Origin of the sequence: Duncaniella muricolitica, from assembly GCF_910574735.1 — a bacterium.
In the GTDB taxonomy this organism is placed as follows: domain Bacteria; phylum Bacteroidota; class Bacteroidia; order Bacteroidales; family Muribaculaceae; genus Duncaniella; species Duncaniella muricolitica.
This window is the reverse complement of record NZ_CAJTCF010000084.1, coordinates 1-16858: the sequence shown is the minus strand read 5'-3', so window position 1 is coordinate 16858 and position 16858 is coordinate 1. Positions and strand designations below refer to the sequence as shown.

The 16858-nt window shown below is 52.4% G+C and carries 14 protein-coding genes; 8 read left to right on the top strand and 6 right to left on the bottom strand.

Annotated elements, in window-relative coordinates; genetic code table 11:
* Positions 1–379 precede the first annotated feature (379 nt).
* From meaB to QGT73_RS14760, 6 genes are all read right to left on the bottom strand, one after another.
* Entirely contained in the window at positions 380–1474 is a 1095-nt protein-coding gene (gene meaB, locus QGT73_RS14785) for a methylmalonyl Co-A mutase-associated GTPase MeaB (RefSeq protein ID WP_280122920.1), read from the bottom strand.
* A 32-nt stretch (positions 1475–1506) separates the two neighbouring features.
* Positions 1507–2589 carry a DUF1573 domain-containing protein gene (locus QGT73_RS14780; protein WP_280122919.1) on the bottom strand — a complete coding sequence of 361 codons (1083 nt, stop codon included), beginning with the start codon at positions 2587–2589 and terminating at the stop codon, positions 1507–1509.
* Between the two features lie 27 nt (positions 2590–2616).
* Positions 2617–2994 (bottom strand): DUF1573 domain-containing protein, encoded by a 378-nt coding sequence (locus tag QGT73_RS14775; protein WP_280122918.1) that lies wholly within the window; start codon positions 2992–2994, stop codon positions 2617–2619.
* A gap of 649 nt (positions 2995–3643) precedes the next feature.
* Positions 3644–4183 carry a hypothetical protein gene (locus QGT73_RS14770; RefSeq protein ID WP_280122917.1) on the bottom strand — a complete coding sequence of 180 codons (540 nt, stop codon included), beginning with the start codon at positions 4181–4183 and terminating at the stop codon, positions 3644–3646.
* A 78-nt stretch (positions 4184–4261) separates the two neighbouring features.
* On the bottom strand, positions 4262–7477 hold the full coding sequence (locus QGT73_RS14765) for a collagen-like triple helix repeat-containing protein (RefSeq protein ID WP_280122916.1): 3216 nt from the start codon (positions 7475–7477) through the stop codon (positions 4262–4264).
* A gap of 234 nt (positions 7478–7711) precedes the next feature.
* Positions 7712–7939 carry an XRE family transcriptional regulator gene (locus tag QGT73_RS14760; RefSeq protein WP_123617780.1) on the bottom strand — a complete coding sequence of 76 codons (228 nt, stop codon included), beginning with the start codon at positions 7937–7939 and terminating at the stop codon, positions 7712–7714.
* A gap of 562 nt (positions 7940–8501) precedes the next feature.
* Between QGT73_RS14760 and QGT73_RS14755 the strand changes: the two genes are divergently transcribed.
* The 8 genes from QGT73_RS14755 to QGT73_RS14720 all read left to right on the top strand — a co-directional run.
* Positions 8502–10319 carry a Na/Pi cotransporter family protein gene (locus QGT73_RS14755; RefSeq protein WP_123617778.1) on the top strand — a complete coding sequence of 606 codons (1818 nt, stop codon included), beginning with the start codon at positions 8502–8504 and terminating at the stop codon, positions 10317–10319.
* A gap of 42 nt (positions 10320–10361) precedes the next feature.
* Positions 10362–11786: a TIGR00341 family protein gene (locus QGT73_RS14750; RefSeq protein WP_280122915.1), complete on the top strand. Its 1425-nt coding sequence runs from the start codon at positions 10362–10364 to the stop codon at positions 11784–11786.
* Complete coding sequence (locus QGT73_RS14745) at positions 11764–13071, top strand: glycosyltransferase (protein WP_280122914.1); 1308 nt, start codon at positions 11764–11766, stop codon at positions 13069–13071. The genes QGT73_RS14750 and QGT73_RS14745 overlap by 23 nt, the downstream gene beginning before the upstream one ends.
* Before the next feature lie 71 nt (positions 13072–13142).
* Positions 13143–14138 carry an NAD-dependent epimerase/dehydratase family protein gene (locus QGT73_RS14740; protein WP_280122913.1) on the top strand — a complete coding sequence of 332 codons (996 nt, stop codon included), beginning with the start codon at positions 13143–13145 and terminating at the stop codon, positions 14136–14138.
* Positions 14139–14186: 48 nt separating this feature from the next.
* Complete coding sequence (locus QGT73_RS14735) at positions 14187–14441, top strand: hypothetical protein (protein ID WP_123617774.1); 255 nt, start codon at positions 14187–14189, stop codon at positions 14439–14441.
* Positions 14442–14468: 27 nt separating this feature from the next.
* Complete coding sequence (gene aroQ, locus QGT73_RS14730; protein WP_123617773.1) at positions 14469–14882, top strand: type II 3-dehydroquinate dehydratase; 414 nt, start codon at positions 14469–14471, stop codon at positions 14880–14882.
* Between the two features lie 16 nt (positions 14883–14898).
* On the top strand, positions 14899–15522 hold the full coding sequence (locus QGT73_RS14725; protein WP_425278410.1) for an O-methyltransferase: 624 nt from the start codon (positions 14899–14901) through the stop codon (positions 15520–15522).
* Positions 15523–15618: 96 nt separating this feature from the next.
* Positions 15619–16858, top strand: a 1240-nt coding sequence (locus QGT73_RS14720) for an HsdM family class I SAM-dependent methyltransferase (protein ID WP_280122912.1), incomplete at its 3' end; no start/stop codon positions are given.

Sequence of the window (16858 nt, the reverse complement as noted above, 5' to 3'; positions counted from 1 at the left end):
TTTGCTCATGGTTATTCATGGTTTGTTTGACGACACCAAAAATAACTAATTAGGGCTGACTCCTGCAAATGGTAATCGACTTTTGTCGCTTGCCTTAGCAAGAATCAGCCCTAATTTTTCAATCGCTCAAAAAAAGTTTAGCGGACAGTAATATCAAATTTTAGGCCGGAGAGTGCAGCGATGCACCCCCGGCCTTTTTTTGACACATATAGATACAAAAGCCTCAAAAGTTTCATAAGAGACATAAGTCCTTTACGTTTTGAGTGCGTCGGCCGATGTGACCGCACGGCTTAAAACCCAAAAAACTTATGTCTCTTATGAAACTTTTGAGACTTTTGTATCCCCTTTTTATTTTGAGGGTTTTGTATCTCCAATCCTCCTACTTGTGCATATTGCTGAAATATGCGTCAAGGATGTCGCGGGCGGCGATGAAGGATGAGAGCTGATTGTTGAGCACACGCACCTCCTTGTCGGCAAGCATGCGCTCGATGTCGGGATTGTTGTAGAAATGAGAGCGGAGCTGAGAGTCGATGGTCTCATACATCCAGTAGCGCGCCTGCTCGCTGCGCTTGCGCTCAAAATAGCCGTTGGCCTCGACAAACGCAAAGTAGCGGTCAATCATATCCCACACCTTGTCGATGTTTATCTCATAATAGCCCGAATAGGTCAGCACCTCGGGCGACCATCCCGAAGCCGGGAGCGGGAAGAGATGGAGCGCGCTGCGAAACTGTGCCATGGCCAGCTCGGCGCGGTGGATGTTGTCGCCGTCGGCCTTGTTGATCACTATGCCGTCGGCCATCTCCATGATGCCGCGCTTGATGCCCTGCAGTTCATCGCCCGTGCCGGCAAGCTGTATGAGCAGGAAAAAGTCGACCATCGAGTGAACGGCTGTCTCGCTCTGGCCAACGCCCACGGTCTCGACAAAGATATTGTCATATCCGGCTGCCTCGCACAGCACTATGGTCTCGCGAGTCTTGCGGGCCACTCCTCCGAGCGAACCGGCCGAGGGGCTGGGGCGTATGAAAGCCGAGGGGTGGATGGAGAGTTTCTCCATTCGGGTCTTGTCACCAAGTATACTTCCCTTGGTACGCTCGCTCGAGGGGTCGATTGCGAGCACGGCGAGTTTGCCTCCGCGCTTGAGCACATGGAGACCAAACACGTCGATCGACGTGCTCTTGCCCGCCCCCGGCACACCCGTGATGCCGATGCGGCGCGAACGGCCCGAGTGGGGCAGGCACTTCTCTATCACTTCCTGGGCCAGAGCCTCATGGTCGGGCGAGAGGCTCTCGACGAGCGTCACGGCGCGCGACAACATGGTCACGTCACCCTTGAGTATGCCCTCGACCATTTCGCCGGGAGTCGGCATACGACGCGGGCGGCGGCGTGTGAGATAGGGATTGACCACCGGCGGCTGGGCCACGCCCTGATTGACGGTCAGAGCGTTATACTTTTCATCGTTCTCTATATGCTGCATTTTTCTATGGTTTTCTATGAGGGTCCAGAGGGTTATTTCACTATCTCGGCCACCACGCGCACCATTGTGGAGGGATGGAGCGGGTCGTTGGCAATAATATTGATGCGGGCGTTGAGCAGCTCGCTTCGGGTCATGCGTGCCGGAGTCACCGTCACGTCGACCCTGGCACTTTTGCCGGGCTTTATAGTGCGGTCTTTGAGAGAGATTTCCACGGCCGGATCGGGACACGATATGGCTCGGATGACGAGCGGACTTTTGCCACGGTTGGTTATGGTAAACTTCTCCTTGACCGGCTTGTCGCCGCGCGAGAGTTTCCTGAGATCGATAGCTGTCAGGTCGGTGTCGAGCAGCGGGGCCTTGGCCTGCTGTTCGGGCGTGAACTTGGAGAAATCCTCCTCGATGACGGCCACAGTCTCCACCTTGCGCCCCTCCGTGGCCCGGGCGTCGGGATAAAACATCAGCGAGTCGGTCGCTATACCCCACTGCGGTGTCATGTTGCTGTGTAATATGGTGGAGAGTATAAATTGCTCGCCCGGGGGCACTACAGCCGGCTGCACTATGACCTTGATATGCTTGGGCGCGCCCTCCACACGCGGACGCAGGGTGTCGGACGAGGCATTATAGGCGTCAATATACTGGCCCATGGTCTCGCCTTTGAGCACCTTGCCATAGGCTATGGTGGAAGTGCGCATCCTCACCGGGCCGACCTCCACGGGATAACGGCTGCGCAGAGTGTTGGATGACCCTATGACAGTGCCGGTGATGGTGAGCACCGAGCGCGTCGGGTCGGCACTGCAGTCGACGTTGATACGTTTGGAGAACCGTCCCGGACGCCCCTTGGGGTCAAAGCCCACTCTTATGACGGCCGTGTCGCCGGGAGCAACCGGCTCTTTGGAATACTCGGGACGTGTGCATCCGCAGTTGGCACGCACCCCGGTGATGGCCATTGGCTCGGTGCCGGTGTTGACGAGCTTAAACTCACAGTAGACCGTGCCGAGATTTTCGTCAAAGGCTCCGAAATCGTGCACCTTACTCATCCACTTGTTTTCGGCACCTGCCGTCAGGACGGCCGTCACCCCCAGGATTGCGGCTAAATATCTTCTGAAAAGAGCCATATATACTAAACTTTAAACTCTAAAATCTCACTTCGGGATAACCACACCGTTAAATTTCAGCACCGTGCGCTTGCGCGAGTTGCTGAACTGCACCTTGACGCTGCGGCGAAACTCGCCCTTAAATGTGGCGGGATTGAAGTTGATCTTTATCACACCCTTTTTACCCGGGGCTATGGGCTGGAGCGGAAACGAGGGCTTGGTGCAGCCACATCCGCCGTTGGTCACGGTGACTATGCTCACAGGCTCGTCGCCGGTATTGGTAAACTCATAGTTGGCGGTCACCGCGCCGGCCGAGGCCTTGATGGTGCCGAAATCATGCTCGCGCGAGGCAAACTCTACCTCACCCTTGGCCCAGGCCCCTACGGCGGCCACTGCCATGAGCATCACAAATAATATCCGTTTCATCTTTTCATTCATTATTGCAGGGTCATTATCCTTTATAACACACAAATGTACTATAAACTCATAAAAGTACATAAAAAAACGCGATGTTTTTCAAAACTATACTTTGAGACAGATTATTTTTCGCAGCCTTTTGTGGCACAAAAAGAGGGTGTGATTGCTGATACAACTCCCTCTCACGATAACCGATGTCCTGTCGGACATCATTTCTTTATAGTGTGCCACTCCGGGCACACCTCCGCTGCGCTTCGGTGTACCCGGTTACGATCAAATCTGCGTCCTGCGGACGCCCATGCGGGATGTGGCATGTGCGGGATGCCCGTGCGGGAATGACAGATTTATGCACTGAAATAAAAAAACTTTTGTTTCTTATTAACTTATGAAACTTTTGTATCCCCCTCATAATTTGTATCCCCCATAAAAAACTTTTGTTTCTTATTGAACTTATGAAACTTTTGTATCCCCCTCATAATTTGTATCCCCCATAAAAAACTTTTGTTTCTTATTGAACTTATGAAACTTTTGTATCCCCCTCATAATTTGTATCCCCCCATAATTTGTCCCCCATAAACAGTGGTATAAAAAATGTCCGCATAGCGTTTCACAACGCCATGCGGACTCACGACTTATTGAATAATTATGTGTGGTCAATCTATTTTCCTTCAATAATCAGGTCGGGATTGAGCGCGTTGGCCGCATCCTTAGCGGGCTGCGATGCCTCTTTGAGACACAGATACCATTGGCCCGAATCCTTTACGGGGTTAAACATCACGGCCATTGACGGACCTCCCGTCTCCCCCTCCTGACGCTCCCCGAAATATGTGCGATATTTCAAGTCGTTGAGCGTCGGCATGAAGAAACTATAATAGTCAAGCTCATAGCTCACCACGGGAAACATCTCAAAGCGACGCGCCACGCGCTTGCGTGAATCCTCGCCCAGAGGCATCACCCGACCCGTAGAGTCAAGCTCGCAGAGTGTCTCGACGGCCCACTGCACGTTGCCGGCCTTGATGCTGTCAAGAAATTCGGTCGCGAGTGCGAGCACACATGTGGTGTCGGAGGCCGAGAGGGTCGATGCAAATTCCTGTTCTATGTCGGCCACGGTGCGCACGGCGGTCTCTTTCTGACCGCTATTGCTTCCGCAAGCCCACAGCATGAGCGAACAGGAGATTATCATGAATAGTTTCTTCATCGTCTTATGCCGAATGATTTACAAAAGAGCACCGGCACTCAGGCCAGTGCTCTTCTGCCATTAATCACTATTTAAAAGTTAGTTGTTGCGGTTGGGCTTAACTGTTACAGTAGCCTCAACTTTCTGAGTACCCCAGTAGTAAGTTACAGTTACAGGAATCTTAACTGTTACGGTCTGCTCGAGCACCTCGCTGGTGTAGTCACATACAACCTTAACATCATTGAGGACGTCAGCGGTCAGGTCTCCTGCTGCATTCTCGATAGTGTAAACCTCATTGTTAGAGCTTGTAGCACCTTCAACAGAGAATGTAACACCATTGTTAGAGAGGCCGGTGAGATCAACCTTGATAGACTCGATCTGATAGTAACCGAAGAGACCCTGGTTGTCAGCGTAACCTGCAGCGGTATTGTTGAAGAGGGCGTTGCCGAAGTAGTCAGTCATAGAGAAGAAGTTACCGAGAGCTTCTTTCTTAGGATTGATACCGTCGGGCTTAACCTCATAGTTGTTTACACCTACTACAGTCACAGGCTTGCGGAAGTTGATACGTACCACGTTGTTGGTCTGCTCAACGAAGTCAAGGTGAGCGGGTGAAGCAACTGTGGCAGCCTCGTTGCAGTACTGAGAAAGCACCTGTACGTTGGCATATACTCCGTTCGCGCTGTTGAGGAGCTCAAGAGAAGCGGGTGTGTGCTCGAACACTACGTTACCGGTAGTCTTGTCGATAGAAGCTACGAGCTGTGTGCCCTTGAGGAGCTTGCTGCCGTCTGCGCTGATAGCAAGACCAGACTGCTGAGCTGTTGTGAACGAGTACTCGCGGGGAAGAGTCATCGAAGAAAGTGCGGGATACTTGTTACCGGTGGGAGCTATGTAGCTGGGAACGATAGTCTTGTCGGTGTAGTAGCTCTCAAGAAGTGCCTGGAAGTAAGTTACGTCCTTACCCTGGGTGTTGTTCTTGGCGAGAGTACACATGCTCACCTGGTCATTGGTACCCGGAACGAGGAGGTTGGGGTTGAGTGTTCCGTAAGTGATCGAGGGAGCGGGGAGGATGGTGATCGATACTCCGAGGTAGAGGCAATCGTCAGAGTTCTTGGTATTAACAAACTTAACGAAGAGCTCAACAGTAGAGGGCTTGTCAGCAGCGGTGAGCTTGGCTATCTCGGTAGCTGCAGCCAATGAGTAGTTCCATGTGAGGAAGCCATTGGTAGGACCGGCCTGTGAGTCGGGGTTATAGTTGAGGATACCATACTTGTTATTGGCAACCTTGGTGAATGACTGTTCCTTCTCTGTCCAGTTGGCAGCCTTAACATAGGTTGTCCCGATTTCGAGGGCGTAGTCGCTCTTGAACTGCTCTTCGCTCTTACCGAGAACTGAGAGAACCTGGCTTGTGGTAGTAGCCCATGTGCTCACAACCTTGTTGGTCGAAGTGCAGAGGTAAGGCATGGGTTCGCCGGTAGCGAGAACGATGCCGGTGTTGGAGATTGCAGGAGCAACATCGGTGATCTCAAACATAACGTAACCGGTAAGGACAACGTTGGTGCCGTTGCAAAGGTTAACCATTACGACAGGGTGACGACCGATAGCCGAACGAGAAGCGTCGTTATCGCCGCAAGATACCCACTGGTTGCTTGCATTGAGATACTTAAGGTCTACAACACCGTTAGCATCGATTGAAGCATACTGTGAGTCGTGAGTCTTTGACTGACCGATGTTGTAATCCATCATAGAGTAAGTTACAGTCAGACCCCACTTGTCGGCAGCCTCTTTGAGAGACATCTGCTTCTCGGCAGCGGTGCCGAGGTTCTTGCCGAAATCAGCCTGCTGATAGCAGATGCGGATATTCTTGGAAAGGTCATACTTCTCAGCCTGAGTATAAGCAAGCTTGATAACCTTGCCACCCTTCTGCTCGATAGCGTCAGCACCTGTTGTAGCGAGGTGGAGATCGGCAGTACCGATGAAGCTGAGAGCCGAGAATCTAACGCGCGACATTACGAGGCTGAAGTAGTCGGAAGTAACCACACCGGTTACGCCGGCTGCATTGACATCAGCATCTTCTTTGAGTGTTGCGTTAAGAGCGGTAACAGGCAGAGTATTCTTGCCATTTTCGGTATAAGCCATTGAGGCGGGATTGTTCACGTTGTATGTAACAACGAGTTTGCCATTCTTATCCTCAGTGCTCTTGATTACGAGCTCGGGAGCAGCAGCGCGAGAAGCTGATACAGTCTCGATGTTTGCGATGGGGAGGAAGTTGAACTTCACGCCCTCTATATTGGCGTTATCGGGATTGAGGTTGAAGTTAGCCTCTGCATTCTCGCTGAGCTGATAAGGCGACTTGGCGTTTGTATTGAAAGCCCACTTTGAAGCTGCGGGAATCTCATAAGCAACCGATGCGCCGTTGATGGTCACATTACCGCTCTTGCCGCTGGCGACAGGTGAAAGATAGTTTTCATTTACATACGCGAAACGAGTACCCTCAACACCGTCGAGATAGAGAGCGGGGATAAAGCCGAGGCCTGTGAGAAGACCGCTGCGAGAGATGGCTACATTGCCATAGATGGGGTTGCCGTCGGCATCCTTGCCGGTCTCTACGCCGTTAAGATATACATATCCGTTGTCAACAACAGCGGTGATGCCGGGATATGTAATAGCGATCTTGACAGTATTGGCTGTAGCCTCATACTTCTTGGTCTCAGCGTTCCACACGTGCTCAACGAGTTCTGTGCCGTCAGCATTGGGAGCCCAGTAGTTGCCCTGAACACCCTGCTCGCCCTGAGGACCCTGAGGACCGGTGGGGCCGGCAGGACCTTGTTCTCCGGCAGGACCCTGGGGACCCTGAGCACCGGTGGGGCCGGCAGGACCTTGTTCTCCGGCAGGACCCTGGGGACCCTGAGCACCGGTTTCGCCCTGATCGCCCTTGTCTCCCTTGGGACCCTGAGCGGGATAATTGGTGAGGACACCGTTCTTGGCCCACATGTATGCGCCATTGGCATCCTGTTCGATAGTCCAGACGTCAGCGTCGGTACCGTTCACACCGTTCTTGATTTCGAAGGTCTGCTTGGAGCCGTTCTTAGTTACGGTCACAATAATACCTGTGTTTGTGGCATTAGGTTCCACGCTTTCAAGGATAGCACCGGCTGCTATCTTGCTATTGATGTCCTCAATAGCCGACTTGTTGACCGCCACCTCTTGTCTGAGCTGGTCGATGTCATCATCGTAGTCCTTGCAAGAAGAGAGTATACCACCCGACCCTACTACAAGGGAGGCGAGCAGAAACCCGTTGATGAATTTTTTGTTCATACGTTAATTGATTAAGTTATAACTTTGGTTAAAGATTTATTTCGCTGTCATAGCCGCCCTATTATATAGCCTTATTGCACAACTGTTTATAGGTATTTTCATAGCCGCAGAGGTTGAACTGCGGAAACAGGGCGCGAAATGCTCTACAAAGTTATAGCAAAGAAAATTCACTGCGCGGGCCATGACGTAGCGGGATTGACACAGAAATGAGGCATAATTCGCATACGCAACGAATTATGCCTCATTTCTACCCTTTCTGACTGAAAGATTATTGCTTAGGTCGGAGAAGAAATCCCGCCCGAGTATGACTGACAGGCGTTGTAGCAGTGCCGTGTCGATGGAGTGTTTCTGAAATAGCCGGTAGATGTTTGAGCGGTCACAGTTGAGTTTTCGAGCGAGCCACGACACCGTGCGCTCCTGACGCTCCAGCTCTTCCTTAATCATGGTGCCTATCGGTTCCATATGACATATATTATATTAAGGTGGAGGCCGTCATCCCTATGGCCGGAGTAATAATTTTAAAAAATCGGTGGCATTACGATAGAGACTCCAATGACAAGTATATGCAAAGACCCGGTCATGAAACAAAAACGTGGGATGCATCTTCGTTGACATCCTACATCATTCAAGGTCTTCGCACTACCTGTCATCTATTGGATTACAACAATCGCAGCAACCCACGCGAAGACATATATGCGCAAACGGCCTGCCGCCGCGAGGGTAACAGACTACTGCTTGTCATAATCTTCGGTGGACGCAATCCCGATCGCTTCTTCCCGATGGCTATTAGAATGTGCGAAGTTCTGAATGATCGAAAGAAACTAAAAAACGAAAAAACGTCTTTTTTCATACCAGCCCCGCCTCTGCGAGTCGTCGTATCGTAAAACTTTACTGCAAAATTAATCATAATTCCGCCCACTGAGTTGTTTGAAAAAGTAAAAAAATGTTATATCTTTGCATCGGTGAAGTGTGTGCTCTCCGGCGCGTCTCCATGCCAACTATCACAATGACAACTTAAAACATCATGAGTTACAGTTTTTTAGACCTGCTATGTCTGTTTGGCTCAGTGGCCTTGTTTCTCTATGGAATGAAAGTGATGAGCGAAGGCTTGCAGAAAGCCGCGGGCGACCGTCTGCGCAACATTCTCTCAGCCATGACCCGCAACCGCTTCACAGGCATGCTCACAGGCATCCTCATCACGGCCCTTATACAGAGTTCATCGGCCTCGACAGTGATGGTGGTGAGTTTTGTCAACGCGGGTCTGATGTCGCTGGGCCAGTCGATGGCTGTAATCATGGGAGCCAACGTGGGCACCACGTTCACAGCATGGGTGATAGCCCTGTTTGGATTTAAAGTCAATATTTCGGCGTTTGTATTGCCGGTCATAGGCCTGTCGATACCGTTGCTGTTTGCCAAGTCGAGCCGCAACAAGTCGATAGGCGAATTTTTTATAGGCTTCGCGTTTCTCTTCATGGGTCTTGACCTCATCAGCACCTATGTCCCCGACCTCCAGAGCAATCCCGAGATGTTTGCATTCCTGGAGCGTTACACCTCGATGGGCTTCGTTTCGGTGCTGATATTCACGTTTGTGGGCATGATGCTCACGATGGTCATCCAGTCGAGCGCGGCCACGTTTGCCATCACGCTCATCATGTGCAGCAAGGGTTGGATCGACTTTGACCTGTCGTGCGCGCTGGTGCTTGGCTCCAACATAGGCACCACCATCACGCCACTCATGGCATCAATGGGCGGAAATGTGGCAGCCAAGCGAACCGCCATGGGCCATCTGCTGTTTAACTTTCTGGGCACGGCCTGGACGCTGGCCATCTTCTTTCCGTTCTGCCACTTCGCCCAATGGCTCACCGAGGAGCTGGGCCAGGGCGACCCGGGGGCCCTCTCGGCATTTGTCAACAATATCGAGGCCACCGACCCTGCCACCTACGACCACCTGTTTGACAACTCTCTGCCCGCCGGCCACCCGGTGACGGCTCAGATAGCGGCCATGCAGCAGAGCGTGTCGATAGGCCTGTCGGTGTTTCACACCGTGTTCAATCTCATCAACCTCTCCATAATGATATGGCTCACCGGACTGTATGTCAAGATAGTCGAGCGGCTTGTGCCGGTCACCTCGACCCACGGCGAGGAGTTTCAGCTCAAGTTTATATCGGCCGGTATGGTCAGCGCGTCGGAGCTCAACATCTCCCAGGCCGAGAAGGAGATCGTGGTCTACGCCCAGCGCGTGCAGCGCATGATAGGCATGGCGCAGAACATCGTGCACATCAAGACCGACTCGGACGAGTTTACCAAACAATTCTCGCGCCTGGAGAAGTATGAGGAGATTTCCGACCGCATGGAGATAGAGATCGCCGACTATCTCAACCGATGCTCGGAGGGCCGCCTCTCCAACGAGGGCAAGCACAGGATCGCGGCGATGTTTCGCATCGTGAGCGAAATCGAGAGCATAGCCGACTGCTGTTTCGGCATAGGCAAGGTGCTCATACGCAAACGCGAGGGTGACGTGCATTTCAGCGACGGAATATATCACAACATCGACTCGATGTTCATAGCCGTGGAGGCCGCCATGACCAACCAGATATTGCTTCTGCGCGACAGCGAGCATGCCCAGGAGAAGGATATAATATCATCTTACAACTATGAGCGCGAGATCAATAATCTGCGCAATCAGCTCCGCACGGGCAATGTGGAGAATATCAATGCCCACAAGTATGAATATCAGGCGGGCATCTATTACATGGACATAGTGGCCTCGCTCGAGAAGATAGGCGACTACATCATCAATGTGGTCGACGAGATCAAGAGCCTCGTGCGTTCGTCTGTGTAATGTTATCCCCCGCCTCAGTTCAATGAGCCTTTCTTACGAAAAATGATTAAAGCCAACGCTCTCCGACAATATTTCGTACAGTACTTCTCTCTGACCGACTATCTCATCAGCCAGGAGGAAGCCGAGCAGACCATCCGCGACAGTGTGACCTTTCGCGGCACCAATATCCTTATCCTTATCCTGGCCATCTTCATAGCCTCGCTGGGCCTCAACACCAACTCGACAGCCGTCATCATCGGCGCGATGCTCATATCGCCGCTCATGGGCCCCATCATCGGCATCGGTCTGGGAGTGGGCGTGCGCGACTTTGACCTCATCAAGCGCGCCATGCGCAATCTTGTGATGGCCACGGGGTTCAGCGTGCTCACCTCGACGCTCTATTTTCTCATCTCGCCAGTGAGCGAAGGCCACAGCGAGCTGTTGGCCCGCACGTCACCCACCATCTATGACGTGCTGATAGGATTTTTCGGCGGCGGGGCCGGCATCATAGCCATCGGCTCGAAGTCAAAGGGCAATGTCATTCCGGGCGTAGCCATAGCCACGGCTCTCATGCCTCCGCTATGCACCGCAGGCTACGGACTGGCCACATGGCAGCCCAACTATTTCTTCGGAGCGTTTTATCTGTTTCTCATCAACTCCATCTACATAGCCCTGGCCACCTTCATCGGGGTCAAGCTCATGCATTATCACCCCGTGGAGACCGACAATCCGCGCCGCGCCCGCAAGGTGAGGCGCATCGTCTACTCTGTGGCAGTGCTCACGCTGCTACCGTCGCTCTATCTCACCTACAATATGCTCACCATGAGCCGATTCACAGCTAATGCCGACCGTTTTGTGGCTCATGAATGCCGCTTTCCGGCCACACGTGTGCTGAGCAGCGACGCGTCGGTCGACCACGGCAAGCGCACTCTGACCATCACGCTCATCGGCAAGGTGCTATCGGCCGATTCGCTCAATCTCGCGCTGTCGTCGCGGCTCGGCTTCTACGGTCTGGGCGGGACGAGCCTCAACATTATCCAGGGCGATACGCCCGACATCAAGGCCATGCAGGGCTCGTCGGTGCGCGACATCTACGAGATGGCCCAGACATCGATAGCGGCCGGACAGGCCACCATAGACTCGCTCAGGGCCGTCATAGCCACCGCCCGGCTCAACGACACCATCTCGGGACGTCTGGCACCCGAAGTGAGAGTGCTGTTTCCACAGGTCAAGGAGCTGGCAATATCCAGGGCTATATTCGGCAACATCGCCACCGCGTCGCTCGACACTGTCAATGTGGCTCTCGTATCATACTCCACTCCTATGCCGGCGGCCAGGCAACACGAACTTGAGCGGTATCTCGAGGCCCGTCTGCAACTCAGCTCGGTGAATCTTGTCAACGTAGGTGACATAATCAAGACTAAAGACAGCACGAAAAACAGTACAAAAAACACACCGTCAAAGGATGTCAAATCCAACAAACGATAACTTACCGGCTGCATCATCGCTGTCCGCTTCGCTCAAAGGCAAGAAGATAGTGCTCGTGAATCACAGCGACACTCTCGGCTGTGCCGCCAAGGCCACATTCCGGCTCATGCAGGCATTGCGTCGCGAGGGGCTCGACGTACGTATGGTGGTGTACACCCGCAGCTCGAGCGAGACCAACGTCTCGGAGGTCGGGACGCCTCTCTCGCGCAGCATACGTTACTGTGCCGAACGCCTCTTTGTGATGGCTCACTGCGACCGCTCAAGCCACGGCAATTATGTAGTCTCGACCGGCACGCTGGCCGTCAATATCCACAACCATCCGTGGGTCAGAGAGGCCGACATAGTGTGTCTCAACTGGATAAATCTCGGTCTGATGAACCTCCGCGGCATACGACGTCTGCATGAGGCGGGCAAGAAGATTGTATGGACTCTCCACGACATGTGGGCCTTCACGGGAGTATGTCACCAGGCCTATGAGTGTGACTATTTCACCGACACGTGCGGCAACTGCATGTATCTCAAAGGGGGCGGACACCGGGGCGACCTGTCACACCGCATGTGGAAGCGCAAGATGCGCCTCTATGCCGACATTCCCGTGACGTTTGTCACCGACAGCCGGTGGCTCGAACACAAGGCCCGCAGCTCCTCGCTGCTGCGCAACATGCCGGTGATGACTATCCCCAACCCTATGCCGGTCGACCATTACTATACCGCCCAGCCACGACACATCGACTCGCTCCTCACCCTGTCGAAACCTCATCTCATACTCATGGGGGCCAATCGGCTTGACGAACCGTCAAAGGGGCTCGACTATGCCATCGACGCCCTCAACCATATATTTGACAACTATCCCGAGACGGCCACCGACACGGCTGTCTATCTCTTCGGCTGCCTGCGCAACCCCGAGGTGCTTGACCGCCTGTGCATGTCACACCGCTGGCTCGGACGGGTCAATGACCCCAAGATACTGCGCTATCTCTACAGTTCGGCCAAAGTGATACTCTCGACCGCAACTCTCGAGAATGTCTCCGACACCGTGATCGAAGGCATGGCCTCGGGAGCGGTGCCCGTAGTGTGCGGAGGCGATTCGCGCGAGGAGCTCGTGAGCCATCTGGACAACGGATATGTGGCCGCGTCGCGCGACACGCTCGACATTGCCAAGGGCATCATGTGGGCTCTCGACGCCGACATACCGCGCGATGACCAGCACCGGTTTGTGCGCGATAACTTCAGCCCGCAGGTCGTGGCCCGGAAATATATCGACCTGTTCGCTCAGCTCGTCTGACCCCGGCAGGGTCATTTCCACCTCCTCTCCCCCACCCCGCAATTTCGTAAACACTCATTTTTTCAGCCATCATGCCACAGAAAAAAGTACTCATAGTAGGAGCCGGAGGCTTTATCGGAGGATTCATCGCCGCCGAGTCGCTGCGCCGCGGCTACGAGACGTGGTGCGGTGTCAGAGAGTCGACCTCGCGCCGCTATCTCACCGACCCGGCCCTGCAGTTCATCACTCTCGACTATGACAACCCCGAGCGGCTGGCCGAGCAGCTCAAAGGCCACCGCTGGGATTATATCGTGTATAACCTCGGAGCCACGAAGTGTGTCAACTTTATGGACTTCAACCGCATCAATTATGTGTATCTGCGCGACTTCGTGGAGACGCTCCGGGATGTAGGCGCGGTGCCCGAGCGCATGGTCTACATGTCGTCGCTCTCGGCCATCGGCCCCGGCGACGAGAAAAACTACACTCCCCTCTCGGGCGACTCCATCCCCAACCCCAACACTCGCTACGGACTGTCGAAAATCAAGGCCGAAACCTTTCTCCAGTCGCTGCCCAAGGACTTCCCGTGGATAGTGCTGCGTCCCACTGGGGTCTACGGACCTCATGAGCAGGACTATCTGATGATGATCAAGACCATCGACTCACACTTTGACTTCGGTGTGGGCATGCGCCGTCAGATGCTAACGTTCATCTATGTCGAAGACCTCGCACGGGCTATCTTCGATGCCATCGAGCGCGCACCGCTCCATCGCAAATACATCATCTCCGAGCCGAGAGCCTACACCCAGAAGGAGTTTCGCCGCATCGTGGCCAAAGCTCTCGGCCGCAGCCTGGTCATCCCGGTGCGCCTGCCGCTATGGGCTCTCTCCATCGCCTGTAAGATAAGCGAGAAATGGGGCGCGGCCAAGATGCAGGCCGTCACGCTCAATTCCGACAAATACAACATCATGGCCCAGCGCAACTGGTCGTGCGACATCTCGCCCGCACAGCGCGACTTTGGCTTCGACCCGCAGATAGACCTCACCGAAGGCATACGCCGCACAGTCAAAGCCTACAAGGAGGGTCAATAGACGCCACTCCCCTCATCAGTCACAACAGCCATATCAATCCCATTAGTCATGACTCCTCCCAAGTGGGTGACATTTCTGATAATCATATTCACCCTTCCCGTCTTCACCCTCCCCTCGCTCCTGTCGCAGTGTGCGCCCGACGCATCCGTCACTAAGACACTCCTGTGGATATACCCGTTCTATATGATACTCTCGGGCTATCTCGCATGGCGTGCCTACTTTCAGCGGCCCTATCTCACATGGATACTGCTCGCGGTAATGCTGCTATCGTCGATAGCCGTACACATACTCGTCACAGCATAGTCACAACCACCAAGGCATTTCCCTAAAATGAAAATATTAATCATAAACGGCCCTAACCTCAACCTTCTCGGCACACGCGAGCCTGACATATACGGCTCGCAGACATTTGAATCCTATCTGCTCGAACTGCGCGAAATGCTCGACGGAGACGAGATTGACTACTTCCAGAGCAACCACGAAGGCGACATCATCGACGCTCTGCACCGCGCCGAGTGTGACGGCATCATCCTTAACGCCGGAGCCTACACCCACACATCGCTCGCCATAGCCGACGCAATCAAGGCCATAAGCATCCCCGTAATCGAGGTGCACATATCCAACATCGCCTCACGCGAAGCCATACGCCACACTTCGCTCATAGCTCCGGTATGTCGCGGCTCCATCGCCGGTTTCGGACTCAACTCCTACTTCCTCGCGGCTCAGGCCATAATCATGAACTGAAATAACTCTCATAAAAATCGTGGAGGACTACATTCTCGCCCACATATCACCCGAGCCTGACCACCTGGCCAGGCTCTATCGTCGCACACATCTCAATCACCTCTATCCGCGCATGTGTTCAGGCCATCTCCAGGGACGCATGCTGGCCATGCTCGTGTCGATGATAAACCCCATGCGCGTGCTCGAACTCGGGACATTCACCGGCTACTCGGCCCTGTGTCTGGCCGAGACTCTCCCCGACGGAGGCCATGTGCACACCATCGAGGTCGACGACGAGATGGAGGACGAACTGACCGAACTCTTCGCCACATCGCCCGGCGGAGAACGCATCACGCTCCATATAGGCGACGCCCTTAAAGTTATCCCGACTCTTAACGAGACGTGGGACCTTATATATATCGACGCCAACAAACGCGACTATATCGCCTATCTTGACCTTCTGCTACCCACTTTGCGCCCCGGGACATTCATCATCGCCGACAATACTCTCTGGGACGGCAAAGTCTACGACACCGTCAAAAACCACGACGCGCAGACTCTCGGGCTCGATGCCTTCAACACCTACGTAGCCACCCATTCCCGCCTCGCCTCAGTCATCCTCCCCCTCCGCGACGGTCTCACACTAATCCGAGTCGACTGACACAGACAGATACGGCATCTATTTCAATCATCTTTTTTCATTTATTTATTAATTTCTTGCAATATATCTATCATATTAGCTATCTTTGCAATAACTATGGCAAAGACTAAACGAGCAGAATCTCGAGCAAGATATTTCACAAGAGAAGTATCTCAAAAGAAAGGTTGGAATATATGTCATCCCGACAAAGGAGGTGATATTCTTGAAGAACAAGAAATCGTCTCCTATTTCCCCGGCATAGGGTTAGGCACAAAGCGACCTGATTTTCTATTCACATTCAATGGTGAACCGAAATTGATTATTGAAACAAAAAACAATTTCAAAAAATTTCAAAACGCTATTGATGAAGCAGTAGAATACGCTGACATAATTAATGCCAATGGTAAATATACCATTAAAATAGCTATTGGTATTGCCGGTGATGACGAGTCTGGCTACATTGTAAAAATAAAGTATTACAAAGATGGAATATGGTCACCCATAACATCAAAAGGGTCAGAACTAACAGCCATTCCATCAAAAAAAGAATGTGCAACCATATTGGCTGCTGACAACAACACAGTTGAAGTAGAAATTCCATCCAGTGCTGCATTTATCGACGCAGCCATCGATTTATCCAACATATTACGTAAAGCAAAGGTGGAGCCAGTACTACGGCCCAAAGTAGTCGGGGCTATCACAACAGCCTTATATGCAGGAGATATAGCACCAGATACGCAAGATGTATTAAATGAATTAAACCGACTTACATACAACGTCATAAATAATAGCAGCAATCTAAATCCCAAAAACAAAGGTCGTCTCATTCAAGCCATAAGCTTGACAGGTAATGACTATGACAGGCTCAATCCCTATATTTTCCGCATAATTTCATTGCTTAAACAACTCAACATACGAGCAGTCCTCCAATCCGACGCAGACTTTCTCGGGATGTTCTATGAGGCATTTTTAAGATACGGATATGACAATAATGCAATGGGTATTGTGTTCACGCCTCGTCATATTACACGACTATGTGTTGACTTGATTGGTGTAAATATCGGAGATAAGGTGATTGACTTAGCCTGTGGCACAGGAGGTTTCCTTGTATCTGCTTTTGATTCACTAAAGAAGAAGTGTACTGTTGAAAGTTCATATGAAATTGTTAAGGATAGCCTATATGGATATGATACAAATCCAACAGTATGGGCTCTTTCTTGCCTAAACATGTTCTTTAGAGGAGATGGGAAAAGGGGTCAAGCCGAAATGGCGGTGCATATGTTAAATTTGGCAGTTAGAAGTGTTAAATTTTTAGGCGTAGAGTTTGACCAGTCGGAATATGAAGAAGTCTCGGTCC